Here is a 15,486-nt window from a genome sequence, read left to right on the forward strand (position 1 = left end):
GTTTCCCATATCGTCTGGAAAAACACAATGAGATAAAAATCACACAAATTAGATTATACAGGGAAAAAATTCCTTTTGCAATAGCCGTTAAATAATTATCAAATTAGCATTGCATCTTAAAAAAAACCTTGGTATAATTTGAGAATGTGAAAAAGATAGGGAGTACGAGTATGATTCTGACTTTGGATATTGGCAATACGAATATAACAATCGGTGTTTACGACGAAGAAAAGCTCCTGTTTGTTTCCCGCATGGCGACCGACTGCTCCCGCATGGAGGATCAGTATGCCATTGAGCTGCGGGATATTCTGGATATCCACGGCGTTTCACTTTCTGATATTACGGGCGCGGCGATCAGTTCCGTCGTTCCGCCGCTCACCGCGTACATCATGCGGGCCATCCGCTATCTGACCGGGGTGGATCCCATCAGTGTAGGGCCGAACACCAAAACCGGAATCAAGAGCAAGATTGAACACCCGGAGCTGACCGGTGCGGACATCGTTGTCGGCTGTGTCGCCGCCGGTAAAATGTTTGACGGGCCGTGTATTGTTCTGGACATGGGGACAGCGACCACCTTTGAAGTGATGGACAGGGATAAAAACATGCTTGGCGGTGCGATCATTCCCGGCGTGGGGATTTCACTGGACGCCCTGACTCACCGTACCGCGCAGCTGCCGCGCATCAGTCTGGAACCGCCGAAAAGCGTCATTGGGAACAATACGATTGAAAGTATGCGTTCCGGCATCCTTCTGGGAACCGCCTGCATGATCGACGGCATGATCGAACGTATGGAAGCGGCCCTTGGGGAAAAATGCGAAGTAGTCGCCACCGGAGGCCTATCGCGTGAAATTGTACCCCTTTGCAAACGCAGCATCCATTTCTGTGACACGCTGCTGCTCGAGGGGCTCAGAATGATTTATGAGGATAATAAATAGGAATCCAAAAAAGAAGCGGGGCTGTGCAGCGTTACACAGCTCCGCTTCTTTGTGCCGGGTCGCTTCAGAACCGCCCGGCTTCCATTAGGTATGATTGCAGGATCGCGCGGAATGCATGAGAGCATTCCTAAGGATCGCTTATTTGTGGTAGGTTTCTACGATATCTTTCACAGCGTCGATGACATACTGAACTTCCTCATCCGTCATGGTTGGGTAAAGCGGCAGGGAGATCAGGCGGTCAAAGTGCTTTTCGGCGTTCGGAAAATCTCCCTCTTTGTAGCCATAGCGATTCGTGAAGGCGCTCATATAGGTTACCGGAATGAAATGAACGCTGGTTCCTACGTTGCGCTCGTTCAGCTCAACAATGAACTGGTCGCGGTCTATAGTCAGCAGTTCGGGGACAATGCGCACGACATACAAATGCCAGCAGTGTGTGGTGTAATCGGGAACATACGGCGGGTCCATCGCGTCAATTTTGCCGAATGCCTCCTGGTATTTCGCAGCGATCTTCAGACGCGCCGCCTGCATTTCCTCCAGACGGGCCAATTGCTTTAAACCAAGGGCAGCCTGAATATCAAACATGTTGTACTTGAAGCCGGGCTCGCAGATGTCGTATTTCCAGGTGCCGCCCTTGGCGTAGCGGTTCCACGCATTTTTGCTCATTCCCTGTCCTGCGAAAATGCGCGCTTTCCGGTCGATTTCATCGTCGTCCGTGACCAGCATGCCGCCGTCGCCCGTGCACAGGTTCTTCGTAGCGTAAAAGCTGTAGGAAGCAGCACCCTGCAGCTTGCTGCCGATCAGCCTGCCTTTGTAGCGGCTCCAAAGGGCGTGCGCCGCGTCTTCAGAGACAAAAAGGCCGTGTTTGTCGGCAATTTCATAAATACGGTCAAGGTCGCAGACCTGTCCGCTGTAATGTACCGGAACAATCGCCTTGGTTTTCGGTGTGATTTTCTTTTCAATCTCGTCCGGGTCAATGCAGGCGGTTTTGAAATCCACATCCGCGAAAACGGGGGTTGCTCCCGTATGGATAATCGTGTTTGCGGTGGACGCAAAGGTCATCGGGGTGGTGATGACTTCATCGCCGGGGCCGATGTCTTTTGTCAGCAGCGCCACATGGAGTGCCGCCGTGCAGGAGTTCATGGCGATTGCGTGCTTCGCGCCAAGGTACTCTGCGAATTCCTTTTCAAATTCGTTGGTGCGGGGGCCTTTCGCCACCCATCCGGATTTCAGGGTGTCAACCACTTCGTTGATTTCCTGATCGGTGATGTTTGGCAGATTGTATGGAATGAATTTTTCTCTTTTCACGAACTGACTCATGATTTTCATCCTCTTTTTTAATCGTACTTTTCTTTAAAGTCTGGCAGTTTGTCATAGCGTGCTTCCAACAGGGAAAAATCCTTTTCTCTCTTCGGCAAGCGGGAAAACATCTTCGTTTTCCGCAAAGAACAGAAACTGCCGCAGTAATCAGTTTGACCAATAAATCAAAGTAAATGATAATACGATTGATAGTTAATGTCAACTATATTGCTTCGTGAAATATTGACTAAAAGCCCGGTTGGTTATATAATGTACAAGTTATAGCAGAATAATTTTTAATTGCGGCGAATGGGCGGATCAGGCAAAATCAGGAGGAAAAAATTTTGCCTATCCATAAGATTTTACCGCAGTTTGGTAAAGAATGGTGTTAATGTGAACAGCAAGGAAGATTTTTTTGTACATCCCAGCGCGTGTGTGGATGACGGCGCAGAAATTGGAAACGGTACAAAAGTATGGCATTTCTGTCACATCGGCGGCGGTTCCCACATCGGTGAAAACTGCTCCATCGGGCAGAACGTATTTGTGGCCCCGGGAGTAAAAATCGGCAGTTTTTGCAAAATACAGAACAATGTATCCATCTATGAGGGCGTGGAACTGAGCGACTACGTTTTCTGCGGGCCCTCTATGGTGTTTACCAATGTTCAGCGCCCGCGGTGCAAATATCCCCAGCGCGGCGCGGCTTTTTATGCCCACACCCCCATTGGGGAGGGCGCCAGCATCGGTGCGAACGCCACCATCGTCTGCGGCCACAGAATCGGCAGGGACGCGTTTATCGCGGCCGGCAGTGTTGTGACCAAGGATGTTCCGGACCATGCGATCATGATGGGCAATCCCGCCCGTCAGCACGGATGGGCCTGTGAATGCGGGGAAAAGCTCCCTGATAATTTAGTCTGCCCCAAATGCGGGAAAACGTATGTGCAGGCCGAAAACGGCCTTCAGGAGGAAACAAAATAAATGGAAAAGATTGCTTTTAATGACCTTGGCGCGCAATACCGCCATTTAAAGGACGAAATTGATAAAGGCATTGCCGACGTAATCAGCGACTGCCATTTTATTTCCGGCCCGCAGACGGAAGAGCTTGAAAAAGAGCTCTGCAGCTACACAGGGCGCAAGTACTGCGTAAGCACCAGCAACGGTACCGACGCTCTTCTGATGCCTCTGATGGCAAAGGGGATCGGTGCGGGCGACGCTGTTTTCGTACCGGCGTTTACCTTTTTCGCCACGGCGGAAGTAGCCAGCTTTTTAGGAGCGACCCCCGTTTTCTGCGATGTGGATGAAGATACTTTCAATATGAACCCCAAATCTCTTGAAAAGCAGATTAAAAAAGTGCTGGAAGAGGGCAAACTAAAGCCAAAGGCCGTCATTGCGGTTGATCTGTTCGGCCAGCCGGCTGACTTTACGGAAATTGAGCCTCTTTGCAAAAAATACGGCCTTTTCCTGATGGAGGACGCGGCACAGGGCTTCGGCGGGGCAATCGGCTCCCGGAAAGCCTGCAGCTTCGGCGATGTTTCCGCAACAAGCTTTTTCCCGGCCAAGGCGCTTGGCTGCTACGGCGACGGCGGCGCGATTTTTACGGACGACGAAGAAATCTATCGGCTGCTCGTCTCTATCCGTGTACACGGCAAGGGATCTTTTAAATATGAAAATGTGCGTATCGGTTTGAACGCAAGGCTGGACACTCTGCAGGCGGCCATACTGCTGCCGAAGCTTCATGAGTTTGACAAAGAGACACAGCACCGCAACTGGGCTGCTTCCCGCTACGCCGAGCTTTTGAAGGACAAGTACCGGGTGCCGGTTTTGAAGGACGGATTTTTCTCCAGCTATGGATATTATACGCTGAAAGCGGAAAGCGAAGAGCAGCGCTCAAAAATCATGGACGCTCTGAAGGCGGCGGGAGTTCCCACCATGATTTATTATCCTCTGCCTTTGCATCTGCAGAAGGTTTATGCGCCGCTCGGCTACCGAGAGGGCGATCTGCCAGTGAGCGAAAAGCTCAGCAAAACGGTTTTCAGTCTGCCGATGCATGGCTATATCACAGAAGATGTTATCAATTATATTTGCGCGACGCTGCAAAATATCTGATTTATGAGGAGAATACAAATGTCAAACGTGAAAACTGAGTTATTGAATAAAATTCAGGACAAGTCCGCTGTGGTCGGCATTGTCGGCCTTGGGTATGTCGGACTTCCCCTCGCCGTTGAATTTGCAAAGGCCGGTTACCGGACCATCGGCTTTGATGTTCAGTCCCAAAAGGTTGATTCCGTCAACGCGGGCCAGAACTATATCGGCGACATTGTGGGCGATACGCTGAAGCATGTGGTGGAGAGCGGAGCTCTTTCCGCAACCAGCGACTTTTCTTTCATCAAGGATGTGGACGCGGTGGCCATCGCCGTCCCTACTCCGCTGGACAAGTATCAGCAGCCGGACATCAGCTATGTAAAGGGTTCTACGGAATCCGTTGCGAAATACATGCACAGCGGGATGGTAATCATTCTGGAGTCCACTACCTACCCCGGAACGACCGAAGAGCTTTTGAAGCCAATCCTTGAGGCCAGCGGTCTGAAATGCGGCGAGGATTTCTACCTTGCCTTCTCGCCGGAGCGTGTGGATCCGGGAAACAAGCAGTATAAAACCAAAAACACCCCGAAGGTTGTCGGCGGCGTCGGCAAAGACGGCACAGAGGTTGCCGCGGCGCTGTACCGCAATGTGCTGGAGGGCGGCGTATACGAAGTTTCCTCCCCCGCTGTTGCTGAAATGGAAAAGCTTCTGGAAAACACTTACCGCAACATCAACATCGGCCTTGCAAACGAAATGGCGATTATCTGCAACCGCATGGGCATCAATGTATGGGATGTCATCGACGCGGCGAAAACAAAGCCGTACGGTTTTCAGGCGTTTTATCCGGGACCGGGACTCGGCGGTCACTGCATTCCGCTCGACCCGTTCTACCTTTCCTGGAAAGCCCGCGAGTTCGACTACCATACCCGCCTGATAGAGACCTCCGGTGAAATTAATACCAGCATGCCGGAGTACGTTGTGGACCGCGCGATGAAGGTTCTGAACCGCAACAAAACAGCGATGAACGGCGCGAAGGTTCTTGTGCTCGGCGTAGCCTATAAATCGGATATCGACGATTACCGCGAAAGCCCGGCGTTGAATGTAATCGATCACCTGATCGAAGAGGGCGCGGACACGACTTACTTTGATCCTTATATTTCGGAATATAAGCATAAGGGCGTTATCCATACCGGCGCAAAAGAACTGACGGACGATCTGCTGAAGAGCGCGGATATCGTCATCATCTGTACGGCGCACGCCTGCTTTGACTATGACCGGATTCAAGAGCTCTCTAAAGAAGTTTTTGATACCAGAAACGCCATGAAGGACGTAAAAGACCGTTCCAATATTGAGCTTTTATAAAATATTTCCCCCGTTTCCGAAAAGTGACGGGGGAATTTTGCGTGGAATAAACAGAGACGTTTTGGAAAATAATGTAATAAAGGGGAATGAAGATGAAGAAACTTCGTTTTGCATTGATCGGCTGCGGCCGCATTTCAAAAAATCATATTGCAGCGGCGGTTGCAAATGCCGAGACCATGGAGCTTGCCGTCGTTTGTGACCCAGTGCTGGAAAACGCCGAGAAGAAAGCCAACGATTATTTAGAAGCGACCGGCGTCAAACCGGTTGTTTACGCCGATTATAAAAAGGCCCTGAGCGAGCAGGAAATTGACTGCTGCGCGATTGCGACAGAGAGCGGTTACCACGCGGAAATCGCGCTGTACTGCATCCGTCTGGGCAAAAGTGTCCTGATTGAAAAACCGATGGCACTGAGCACCGCCGACGCGGAGCAGATGATCCGTGAGGCAAAGGAAAAGGGCGTGGCCCTCGGTGTCTGCCACCAGAACCGTTTCAACGCGCCGATTCAGGAGCTTCACAAAGCGATTGATGACGGCCGTTTCGGCAAGCTGGTCAGCGGAACCGCGTGTGTTTTCTGGAACCGCGGCATGCCCTACTATGAGCAGGCTCCCTGGCGCGGAACGTGGGCGCAGGACGGCGGTACCCTTATGAACCAGTGCATCCACGATATTGATCTTCTCCAGTGGAACCTGGGTGGCGAGCCGGAAACCGTGATGGCGATGACCGGAAACTACCTGCGTGATATTGAGGCCGAGGACTTCGGAGCAATCCTGATCCGCTTTAAAAACGGCGCGATCGGTATTGTGGAAGGCACCGCCTGTGTATACCCCAAAAATCTTGAGGAGACCCTTACAATTTTGGGCGGAACCGGTACCGCGGTCATTGGCGGAATTGCCGTCAACCGTGTGGAGACCTGGAACTTTGAAACCCCGGCGGAGCAGGATTCCCGCATTGCCGCGCTGGCCGGAACGGACCCGAAAGATGTTTACGGCAGCGGCCACAATCTGCTGTATGCCAATTATATTCACGCAGTCAATACCCACACCGATCCGTTGGTAAGCGGCGAAGAGGGAATTAAGGCCATGAAGATCATTCTGGCCGCCTACAAGTCCCAGAAAACGGGCAAAGCGGTTCCGTTTGAGGGCCTCAGCTTCTCCACGCTCGACATGGACGATTCCGACGTCCGCTGCCGCTGAGCCGGGGGAACGGATGATGAAAATTGTAACCGTAGTCGGCGCCAGACCCCAGTTTGTAAAGGCGTCGGTAGTGTCGGCGGCACTCAAGCCGGTTTGCACAGAGGTTCTTGTCCATACCGGCCAGCACTATGACCGTAATATGTCGGACGTGTTTTTTGAGGAGCTTGCCATTCCCAGACCCGCCTACAATCTGGGTGTCGGTTCCGGTTCCCACGGACATCAAACCGGCGAGATGCTGATGAAAATCGAGGATGTAATTCTGGAGGAAAAACCGGATGTCATGCTCGTTTACGGCGATACCAATTCTACGCTGGCGGGCGCTTTGGCCGCTTCCAAGCTGCACATTCCGGTCGCCCATGTAGAGGCCGGACTGCGCTCTTACAATATGCGCATGCCGGAGGAGCAGAATCGCGTGCTGACCGACCATATTTCCAAATGGCTTTTCTGCCCGACACAGACCGCGGCGGACAACCTGAAAAAAGAGGGCGTCACCGCCGGCGTTTCCGTTTGCGGGGACGTAATGCTGGATTCCGTACTGCATTTTCTGCAGGTCGCGAAGAGCAACCCTTCCAAAACCGATGTTTTTGCCCAGCTCGGCATCGAGCCGAAAAACTACCGCCTTGCCACTCTGCACCGCGCGGAAACGACCGACGGCGGGATTGACGCAATCATTGCCATCTTTCAGGCCTTTGAGCAGCTTCCACAGCTTGTCGTGCTGCCGATTCACCCCAGGACACGGCCGCTGGCGGAAAAGGCGATTGTACAATGCGGTTTCCGGAACATCAAGCTGATCGATCCGGTCGGCTATCTGGAAATGCTGCTTCTGACCTCCAATGCCTGTCAGGTTATGACGGACTCGGGCGGCCTGCAAAAAGAGGCATGGTTTATGAAGGTGCCGTGCATTACGCTGCGCGGCGAAACCGAATGGGTGGAGACGCTCAAGGGCAACTGGAATGTTCTGTCTGCGCTGACCACGGAGGATATTTACAATAAGGCAATGCACACAGTGGTAGACGAGGCCGCCCATGAGCAGATGCCCTTCGGGGACGGAAACGCGTCGCAGAAAATCGCGGATGTCCTGTCGCGCGAAATGGGCGCTGTCCGTCCGTAGACCAAACGCAATTCCTGTAAAAGGTTAAGAGGTAATTTATGAATATCATTTACATCAATCACTACGCCGGTTCCGACCGGCACGGCATGGAGTTTCGCCCGTACTTTATGGCGAAGCGCTGGGCCGCCGCCGGGCACAATGTGACGATGGTCGCCAGTTCCTACTCCCATCTGCGCACCGTGAATCCGGATCTGCAGGGAAAAAAGACAATGGAGGAAACGCTGGACGGCGTCCGCTATTTCTGGATTGAGGGACCCGAGTATCACGGCAACGGCATGGGGCGTATTCGGAATATGCTTTCTTTCCTGCACGGACTGTATCAGTATGCCGACCAGATCGCCGCACAGGGAAAGCCCGATGCAATCATTGCGTCTTCCACTTATCCGCTGGACATCTATCCCGCGCACCGGCTGGCAAAAAAATTCAATGCAATGCTGATTTATGAGGTGCATGACCTGTGGCCGCTCAGCCCAATCGAGCTCGGCGGAATGAGTCCGCACCATCCCTACATCATGCTGATGCAGGCTGCGGAGGATTATTGCTACAAGCACAGCGATTACGTTGTTTCCCTTCTGCCAAACGCAAAGGAGCACATGGTGGAACACGGGCTGAAGCCGGAAAAATATATCTGTATCCCTAACGGAATTGTCAAGAGCGACTGGGAAAAGCCGATGGCGGACCCGCCGGTTTATTATGAGCTCTTAAAGCAGTTCCATGACGAAGGCTATTTCCTGATCGGCTACACCGGCGCGCACGGAATTGCCAATGCGCTGGACAGCTTTGTGGAGGCGGGGGAGAAGCTTCGCGGCAAGAAAATCAAGCTGATTATGGTCGGTCCGGGCCCCGAGCGCGAGCGGCTCGCACAGCGGGTGGTCGACATGAACCTGCGCGATGTTGTCGAAATGCTGCAGCCGGTCAAACGCGACCAGATCCCCGAACTGCTCAGCCAGATGGACGCTTTATACGTTGGCCTTCAGCGTCAGCCGCTGTTCCGTTTCGGAGTCAGCCCTAACAAGCTGATGGACTATATGATGGCCGGAAAACCGGTGATTTTCGCGATTGAAGCCGGGAACGATATGGTAAAAGACGCCAAATGCGGGATTTCCATTCCCCCGGAGGACAGCTCCGCCATTGCAAAGGCCGCCAAAAAGCTTGCTGGTCTTTCCAAAGCGGAACTGAACGCTATGGGTCAGCACGGCAGGGAGTACATTCTGAATAACAATGAATACGACGTTCTTTCACAGAAATTCCTGGATGTATTTTCTATGCCTTATGAACCGAAACAAAAGAGCTGATTGCTTTTTATAAACAAATGGCAGCCTGTCGGCTGCCATTTTTCTTATAGATCAAGTTCTTTTATTTTGTCACGCAGTTTGATAAAATCGTCAAACGCTTCAGGCTTGTTGTTGGGATTGCGCAGAAGTGCGGCGGGGTGGAGCGTAGCCATCATCAGAACGCCGCTGCGCTCAAAGAAAATGCCGTGCTCCTTTGTAATTTTGATGTCCGGCTTAATGATTTTCATAGCGGCGATACGGCCAAGGCACACAATGATTTTCGGTCGGATCAGCGCCACCTGATTACGCAGCCAGTCAATGCACATCTCCTGCTCTTCAGGCAGCGGGTCGCGGTTTTTCGGCGGCCTGCACTTGACAATATTCGCAATATAAATGTTTTTATGCCGGTCAAGATCAACGGCGTCCAGCATTTTGTCAAGCAGCTGCCCGCTCCTTCCCACAAAAGGCTCTCCCTGTAAATCCTCGTTTTCCCCGGGGCCTTCACCAATAAACAGGACCCCTGCTTTTTCGTTTCCAACACCGAACACAACATTGGTCCGTCCGTTGCAAAGGCCGCATTTGCGGCATTCCAGACAAGCGGATTTCAATTCATCCCAGTTATCAAACAATGCGGTATCCACCTTCCTATTTGAATCCCTTTTATTATAACATGATTATCGTAGAATCGATATTGTATAATGCTTTTTTGTATAGAAAATTTGAATATTTTGCGTTACAATGTTGAAGTGACTATTGAAAAATGAGTAAATTAAGGACTGGAGATGTTCATCTTGAAAATGATCGTAGAAACGTCGGCGCGTCACATTCATCTGACACAGGAAGATCTGGAAACCCTGTTTGGCAGCGATGTTCAGCTGACTCCCAAAAAAGCACTGTCACAGGTCGGGCAGTTTGCCTGCGCCGAAAAAGTAGAGGTTGTCGGCCCCAAAGGTTCCCTGAAAATGTCCATACTCGGGCCGGTTCGCCCTGAAACGCAGATTGAAGTTGCCAAAACGGACGCCCGTACGCTCGGAATTGACGCCCCTATCCGTATGTCCGCCGATCTGGAAGGAACCCCCGGATGCAAAGTGATCGGGCCGAAGGGCGAAATTACTATTGACCGCGGTGTGATCGTTGCAAAGCGCCACGCTCATTTTACCCCGGATCAGGCTGTGGAATTCGGAGTAAAAGACGGACAGAACATTCAGATCAAACTGAGTTATAACGACCGTTCCCTGATTTTCGGTGATGTCATTGCCAGAGTCAGTAAAACGGCGGGACTTGCAGTCCATATTGACACCGATGAAGCCAACGCGGCGGGACTTCCCGGCACGGTAGACGGCGAAGTCATTCTTTAATTTTTATAAAAACAAAGGCCGGAGCATTGCTCCGGCCTTTGTTGACATCTGTGAGCCTTCAATTTTTGGGGAAACTTCATTAGGCTTTCAATGCCTGTGAATACGGTACCTCTTTGGGAAATTCCGGCTTCATCCTGAGAATCAGGAACAGCGCGGCAAGCGCTATTGCGAAGGCAAACCCTTCTCCGGCCCAGACGTTTACAGATCTCGTAAGTGCGACTGAACCGAAATCAAGCACCGCGTGAGCGGCAATGGCAAAGAAGTAATACCGGACTTTCTTTTCGTTTACCCCTTTGAAGATCAGCACGCTGGCGAAAATATGGAAAGTGACCGCGAACACGCGTTCCAGAATTCCCACATAGATCAACGGGGGTGTTGCCGATGTCATAGCGGACAGAAGCTGCTGAGCCGTGGCAGAGGGAAGCTTTGCAGCTATGGTACTGAAACTGCCGTTGTTAATCATTACTGTATAGATGATGTTGTTGATCTGAGCCATTCCGGTTAATAAAATGACCTCACAAAAACCGTGCCCCAGTCCAAACGCGAGCGCGTCACGAAAAGCGCGCTGCTTTTTCAGAAAGCAGCCCGCACAAAGGTATCGCGCACTTTCTTCAAAAAGCCCCGCGGTAATGGAGAGCATAACCAAGTACGGGACAGTGTTCAGTGCAAAGGATTGGAACCAGCTCTGCGTTCCTGCAGCCTGCAGCAGCGGGATCCTCAGGCAGATCTGAGACACGAAAAAAGCCGCCGCACCCAGAAACATGGGCTTGGGAGATATGATTTTTTTCACGCAGAGAATCAGTAGAAGAACGACCGGAAGCAGCAGCTCGGCGGCCGCCGCAATCAGAAAGGCGGCAAAAACAGAGGATGAAATTGTCATAAAAACATCTCCATTTATAGAAATTATTGATTTCCTAAAAAACGGGAACCGTGCTTCAGTTTTTCTCTTTTCGGAAAAGACAGTAGGAATATATTGCCGGAATCACGCTCAGCAGAAGAATTGCAGCGAGCAGCAGCGCCTTATACGGTAAAAAAGCGGAAATGATAATCACCACGCCGCCCACAATCCACACAAAGCCGGCAAAACGGTGTGTTTTCCTCCAGTTTTCTTCGCTGGCCAACGTCCACGGCAGTTTGATCCCCATCGTATAATTCGGCTTGCATTTGGGAAGATAGTTGCCTAAGACGGCGATTACAATCCCGACAAGGGCAGTAATCAGGACACTGATATTGAAGTCCTTGTACAGCACTTTCGCAATGACAGAAGCCTGCGTCACGTTGGCGATGATGACAACCAGCCATCTGGAAATCAGCTTCATCTGCGGCGACCGGTCAATATTCTGCCTTTTGGGGTCGGCGGAAATACTGAAATTCACGAATATCCCGCAAGCCAAAAGAATGGCGGGAATCCCAAACGCGGCGAAAAAGCGGGAAGAGTAGCCGTTTACATTTCCGGCGGCATCCCAGTGCGTGGGCATCGTCTCCGGCAGCCGGGAGTAGAAGGCCGCCGAAAGAAGGAAGGGAAACACCGCGGCCAGCCAGTACAGGTATTTGCCGATCTTATTTTTCATTGCGTTTATTCTCCTTGTCTAAAAAACCTTGGAACCAATTCATAACCTCTTCAAAGACAGATAGATTCAGTTCATAATAAATAAACTTGCCGGATCTGCGGTCTGTAATTAAATCCGCGTTTTTTAAGATGGTCAGATGGTGGGAAACGGTTGCGCCGGTCATATGGAAATGTTCTGAAATTTCCCCGGCGGGCAGCGCGCCGCCTTTCAGGATATTCAAGATTTCCCTGCGCGTCGGGTCGGAAAGAGCTTTAAACGTCTCTGGAAAAGACACGGCATCGGCTCCTTTCATTTAGAAATTTATCTAAATGTATAATACCATGTTTTTCTCGGTTGTCAACATGAATTTTCAGGAAGCAGGCGGGGCTGTTCTAAAAAATAGAGGTTGTCTTTTTGGGCCGAATCGTTTATAATAGGATAGTCGGAAATGAGAAGCAAGGCAGAAATGCATGCAATAGGATATGCAGGCGGGCGGGCTCTGTACGGCGGGACGCCATGAACCATGTCAGGCGGGGAACCGAGCAGCATTAAGTGGACTGCCCCGCGCGATACAGGCGGTCTGTTCGTCTGCATATCCTAATGCATGATAAACCGTTTTGATAACGGTCTGTCTTGCTTTCAATTTGTCTGGGGGTGGTGTTCGCATGTATCAGGTTCTGTACAGAAAGTGGAGGCCAAGGGTCTTTGCCGATGTTGTCGGTCAGCCCCAGGTCACCGTTACGCTGAAAAATGAACTGATGGCGGGCCGTATTGCCCATGCGTATTTGTTTACCGGTTCCAGGGGAACGGGAAAAACGACCTGCGCGAAAATTCTGGCCAAAGCGGTCAACTGCCTGCAGCCGGTGGACGGCGACCCCTGCGGCGAATGTGAAATCTGCCGCGCGGCAGACGCCGGTTCCCTGATGGACATTGTGGAAATTGACGCGGCCAGCAACAACGGCGTGGACAATATCCGTTCTTTGCGGGAAGAGGCCAACTTTACCCCCGCTGCTGCGAAATACAGGGTTTATATTATCGATGAGGTGCACATGCTCTCCACGGGAGCGTTCAACGCGCTGCTCAAAACGCTGGAGGAGCCGCCCGCACACGTCATCTTTATTCTGGCCACAACAGAAGTACACAAGCTGCCGGCGACGATTTTGTCGCGCTGCCAGCGTTTTGATTTTCGCCGCATTCCGCCAAACGAAATTGCGGAGCGTCTTACTTATGTGACTCAGCAGGAGAGTGCGGAGCTTGACCCGCAGGCCGCTCTGCTGATCGCCCGTCTTGCCGACGGGGCCCTGCGCGACGCGCTGTCCCTTTTGGATCAGTGCCTGGGCCGCAGCAAAAATATCACGGTGGACGTAGTGAATGAAACCGCCGGTCTGGTTGGGCGGGAGCACCTTTTTGAATTGACCGACGCCATAAAGCAACATGATTCCGGCACTGCGCTGGAACTGATTGACCAACTGCATAATTCTTCCAAGGATATGGCAAGGCTGTGTGAAGAACTGTCTTCCCATTTCCGGAATTTAATGCTGATTAAGACCACAAAAGACGCCCACGGCATGATCGCCGTACCGGACGCGGAATATGAAAGTCTGACAAAACAGGCGCTTTCTACGCCGCTTGCAGCCATTCTGCACGGGCTGGATACCCTGCAGTCCGCACTGGAGCGGATGTACCGCGGGGGAGACAGGCGTATTGAGTTTGAAATGGCGATGATCCGCCTGTGCTCGCCGGAGCTGGACTCCACGGCGGAAGCGCTGATCCGCAGGATCGAAGCGCTGGAACGCGGCGGAGCTGCGCCGAAGCCAAAGTCAGTCAGAGCGGAAGCGGAACCGGAAAAGAAACCGGTGACCAAGCCTCAGGAGAGCATCGACGAGAGTCTTTTGGCGGCAATGCCGCCGGAGGAACAGTCGGAACCACCCGCTGAAAAACCGAACGCTTTTGCCGCGGAGCCGAAAAAAGAGACGAATGGCCTTCAGAAGGAAGCAAGACGCCTTTCCGAATGGCCGGAAATTCTTCAGATATTAAAAAATTATTCCCATACCATTGCGGCTGCGTTTAACGGTTCCGCCGCTTATATCAGCGGAGCCTATGTGCTGATTGATGCACCGAACGACATGGCGTTCCGTTTGCTGCGGGAGCCGGCCCAGCGCGACAATATGCGCAAGGCGATTCAGCAGGTGACGGGAAAAACCTACAATCTGGGCCCTTACAAAGCACACGACAGCGAAAAAGCACGCGATCCGCTTGCCGAGCTGGCCGGGCTTGCTGAGAGCGAGGGCATTCAAGTCATAAAAAATAATTAGGATTTACAGGAGGAACTTTATATGAAAGCAAGATTGCCACAGGGATACGGCGGAGGCGGAGCTTCCAATTTGCAGCAGCTTGCCCGACAGGCACAGAAAATACAGGAAGATATGGATCAGGCGACAGCCGAACTGGAAGTAAAAGAATATTCCGCCACAGCAGGCGGTGATGCCGTAAAAGCAACGGTATCGGGTAAAATGGAAGTGAAAGCCATTGATATCAAACCGGAGGTCGTTGATCCTGAAGATGTGGAAATGCTTTCCGACCTTGTTCTTGCCGCGGTCAATGAAGCGCTTCGCGCTGCTGCTGCCGACAAGAGCGAACGCATGGAGAAAATCTCCGGCGGGATTAATATGCCCGGTATGTTTTAACGATGCCATCCTATAATGTGGCGCCTTTATCGCGCCTGATTGAGCAGTTTGAGCGGCTGCCCGGCATCGGACATAAGAGCGCGCAGAGGCTGGCTTACTATGTGCTCGGCCTTTCCAAAGAGGGCGCGCAGAATTTTGCAGACGCCATTATGGACGCTCACGAAAAAATACATTATTGTAAAATTTGCTGTAACTTGACCGACCAGGAGCTTTGTCCTGTCTGCCGCAATGAGGCGAGGGACAAATCCATCATCTGCGTGGTGGAGGATCCCCGGGACGTGATCGCGCTGGAGCGTACCAACGAATTTAACGCGACCTATCATGTGCTGCACGGCGCCATTTCTCCCCTCAGCGGAGTCGGCCCGGATCAGCTCTGCATCAAGGAGCTTCTGGCGCGCGTAAACAGCGATGAGATAAAAGAAGTCATCATGGCGACGAATCCGACCGTAGAAGGTGAGGCAACCGCCATGTATATTTCGCGCCTGTTAAAGCCGCTTGGTGTCAGGGTGACGCGGCTTGCTTACGGAATTCCTGTGGGCGGCGATCTTGAGTATGCGGACGAAGTGACGCTTACCCGGGCAATTGAAGGGCGCAGCGAAATATAGTTGACATAATGCTTGACATTTTTTAATGAGTATGAT

16 protein-coding genes and 1 other RNA gene are annotated in these 15,486 nt (G+C 51.8%); 12 read left to right on the forward strand and 5 right to left on the reverse strand.

What is annotated here, in order from left to right:
* Positions 1 to 170: 170 nt before the first annotated feature.
* Entirely contained in the window at positions 171 to 935 is a 765-nt protein-coding gene (locus tag J5W02_RS03185; protein WP_219964193.1) for a type III pantothenate kinase, read from the forward strand.
* A 138-nt stretch (positions 936 to 1,073) separates the two neighbouring features.
* On the opposite strand, the gene J5W02_RS03190 is transcribed toward J5W02_RS03185, so the two are convergent.
* Entirely contained in the window at positions 1,074 to 2,252 is a 1,179-nt protein-coding gene (locus J5W02_RS03190) for a DegT/DnrJ/EryC1/StrS family aminotransferase (RefSeq protein WP_219964194.1), read from the reverse strand.
* A 351-nt stretch (positions 2,253 to 2,603) separates the two neighbouring features.
* Here J5W02_RS03190 and J5W02_RS03195 point away from each other — a divergent pair, with 351 nt between their 5' ends.
* The 6 genes from J5W02_RS03195 to J5W02_RS03220 all read left to right on the forward strand — a co-directional run bounded on the left by J5W02_RS03195 (position 2,604) and on the right by J5W02_RS03220 (position 9,271).
* Positions 2,604 to 3,206: an acyltransferase gene (locus J5W02_RS03195; protein WP_255575522.1), complete on the forward strand. Its 603-nt coding sequence runs from the start codon at positions 2,604 to 2,606 to the stop codon at positions 3,204 to 3,206.
* The gene (locus J5W02_RS03200) at positions 3,207 to 4,334 is read left to right on the forward strand and encodes a DegT/DnrJ/EryC1/StrS family aminotransferase (protein ID WP_219964196.1); all 1,128 of its coding nucleotides are present in this window, start codon (positions 3,207 to 3,209) and stop codon (positions 4,332 to 4,334) included.
* An 18-nt stretch (positions 4,335 to 4,352) separates the two neighbouring features.
* On the forward strand, positions 4,353 to 5,672 hold the full coding sequence (locus J5W02_RS03205; RefSeq protein WP_219964197.1) for a nucleotide sugar dehydrogenase: 1,320 nt from the start codon (positions 4,353 to 4,355) through the stop codon (positions 5,670 to 5,672).
* 92 nt (positions 5,673 to 5,764) lie between these two features.
* Positions 5,765 to 6,865, forward strand: coding sequence for a Gfo/Idh/MocA family protein (locus J5W02_RS03210; RefSeq protein ID WP_219964441.1), 1,101 nt, complete (start codon positions 5,765 to 5,767; stop codon positions 6,863 to 6,865).
* Positions 6,866 to 6,881: 16 nt separating this feature from the next.
* Positions 6,882 to 7,976 carry a non-hydrolyzing UDP-N-acetylglucosamine 2-epimerase gene (gene wecB, locus J5W02_RS03215; RefSeq protein ID WP_219964442.1) on the forward strand — a complete coding sequence of 365 codons (1,095 nt, stop codon included), beginning with the start codon at positions 6,882 to 6,884 and terminating at the stop codon, positions 7,974 to 7,976.
* Positions 7,977 to 8,014: 38 nt separating this feature from the next.
* A complete protein-coding gene (locus J5W02_RS03220; protein WP_219964198.1) occupies positions 8,015 to 9,271 on the forward strand; it encodes a glycosyltransferase family 4 protein in 1,257 nt (418 codons plus the stop codon).
* A gap of 44 nt (positions 9,272 to 9,315) precedes the next feature.
* On the opposite strand, the gene J5W02_RS03225 is transcribed toward J5W02_RS03220, so the two are convergent.
* Positions 9,316 to 9,879, reverse strand: a complete 564-nt coding sequence (locus tag J5W02_RS03225; protein WP_219964199.1) for a uracil-DNA glycosylase — start codon at positions 9,877 to 9,879, stop codon at positions 9,316 to 9,318.
* A gap of 168 nt (positions 9,880 to 10,047) precedes the next feature.
* Between J5W02_RS03225 and J5W02_RS03230 the strand changes: the two genes are divergently transcribed.
* Positions 10,048 to 10,608, forward strand: coding sequence for a PduL/EutD family phosphate acyltransferase (locus J5W02_RS03230; protein ID WP_407928352.1), 561 nt, complete (start codon positions 10,048 to 10,050; stop codon positions 10,606 to 10,608).
* A gap of 79 nt (positions 10,609 to 10,687) precedes the next feature.
* On the opposite strand, the gene J5W02_RS03235 is transcribed toward J5W02_RS03230, so the two are convergent.
* The 3 genes from J5W02_RS03235 to J5W02_RS03245 are packed head-to-tail and all read right to left on the reverse strand — an operon-like array spanning position 10,688 to position 12,453.
* Positions 10,688 to 11,488: a YhfC family intramembrane metalloprotease gene (locus J5W02_RS03235; protein ID WP_219964201.1), complete on the reverse strand. Its 801-nt coding sequence runs from the start codon at positions 11,486 to 11,488 to the stop codon at positions 10,688 to 10,690.
* Positions 11,489 to 11,543: 55 nt separating this feature from the next.
* Entirely contained in the window at positions 11,544 to 12,179 is a 636-nt protein-coding gene (locus J5W02_RS03240; RefSeq protein ID WP_219964202.1) for an SdpI family protein, read from the reverse strand.
* Entirely contained in the window at positions 12,169 to 12,453 is a 285-nt protein-coding gene (locus J5W02_RS03245) for an autorepressor SdpR family transcription factor (protein ID WP_330659654.1), read from the reverse strand. The genes J5W02_RS03240 and J5W02_RS03245 overlap by 11 nt, the downstream gene beginning before the upstream one ends.
* Positions 12,454 to 12,648: 195 nt before the next feature.
* Here J5W02_RS03245 and ffs point away from each other — a divergent pair.
* From ffs to recR, 4 genes are all read left to right on the forward strand, one after another.
* Positions 12,649 to 12,747: signal recognition particle sRNA small type (gene ffs, locus J5W02_RS03250), an RNA gene on the forward strand.
* A 76-nt stretch (positions 12,748 to 12,823) separates the two neighbouring features.
* The gene (gene dnaX, locus J5W02_RS03255) at positions 12,824 to 14,473 is read left to right on the forward strand and encodes a DNA polymerase III subunit gamma/tau (protein WP_219964204.1); all 1,650 of its coding nucleotides are present in this window, start codon (positions 12,824 to 12,826) and stop codon (positions 14,471 to 14,473) included.
* Positions 14,474 to 14,494: 21 nt separating this feature from the next.
* Positions 14,495 to 14,845 carry a YbaB/EbfC family nucleoid-associated protein gene (locus J5W02_RS03260; protein ID WP_219964205.1) on the forward strand — a complete coding sequence of 117 codons (351 nt, stop codon included), beginning with the start codon at positions 14,495 to 14,497 and terminating at the stop codon, positions 14,843 to 14,845.
* A gap of 2 nt (positions 14,846 to 14,847) precedes the next feature.
* Positions 14,848 to 15,450: a recombination mediator RecR gene (gene recR / locus J5W02_RS03265; RefSeq protein WP_219964206.1), complete on the forward strand. Its 603-nt coding sequence runs from the start codon at positions 14,848 to 14,850 to the stop codon at positions 15,448 to 15,450.
* The last annotated feature ends 36 nt before the right edge of the window (positions 15,451 to 15,486 follow it).

The organism is Caproiciproducens faecalis, assembly GCF_019448085.1.
GTDB classification, from domain to species: domain Bacteria; phylum Bacillota; class Clostridia; order Oscillospirales; family Acutalibacteraceae; genus Caproiciproducens; species Caproiciproducens faecalis.

Coding starts and splice junctions, on each gene's coding strand:
- J5W02_RS03185 (WP_219964193.1), top strand. CDS start 171: ATGATTCTGACTTTGGATATTGGCAATACGAATATAACAATCGGTGTT.
- dnaX (WP_219964204.1), top strand. CDS start 12,824: ATGTATCAGGTTCTGTACAGAAAGTGGAGGCCAAGGGTCTTTGCCGAT.
- J5W02_RS03205 (WP_219964197.1), top strand. CDS start 4,353: ATGTCAAACGTGAAAACTGAGTTATTGAATAAAATTCAGGACAAGTCC.
- J5W02_RS03235 (WP_219964201.1), bottom strand. CDS start 11,488: ATGACAATTTCATCCTCTGTTTTTGCCGCCTTTCTGATTGCGGCGGCC.
- J5W02_RS03190 (WP_219964194.1), bottom strand. CDS start 2,252: ATGAGTCAGTTCGTGAAAAGAGAAAAATTCATTCCATACAATCTGCCA.
- J5W02_RS03200 (WP_219964196.1), top strand. CDS start 3,207: ATGGAAAAGATTGCTTTTAATGACCTTGGCGCGCAATACCGCCATTTA.
- wecB (WP_219964442.1), top strand. CDS start 6,882: ATGAAAATTGTAACCGTAGTCGGCGCCAGACCCCAGTTTGTAAAGGCG.
- J5W02_RS03210 (WP_219964441.1), top strand. CDS start 5,765: ATGAAGAAACTTCGTTTTGCATTGATCGGCTGCGGCCGCATTTCAAAA.
- J5W02_RS03240 (WP_219964202.1), bottom strand. CDS start 12,179: ATGAAAAATAAGATCGGCAAATACCTGTACTGGCTGGCCGCGGTGTTT.
- J5W02_RS03220 (WP_219964198.1), top strand. CDS start 8,015: ATGAATATCATTTACATCAATCACTACGCCGGTTCCGACCGGCACGGC.
- J5W02_RS03260 (WP_219964205.1), top strand. CDS start 14,495: ATGAAAGCAAGATTGCCACAGGGATACGGCGGAGGCGGAGCTTCCAAT.
- J5W02_RS03230 (WP_407928352.1), top strand. CDS start 10,048: ATGATCGTAGAAACGTCGGCGCGTCACATTCATCTGACACAGGAAGAT.
- recR (WP_219964206.1), top strand. CDS start 14,848: ATGCCATCCTATAATGTGGCGCCTTTATCGCGCCTGATTGAGCAGTTT.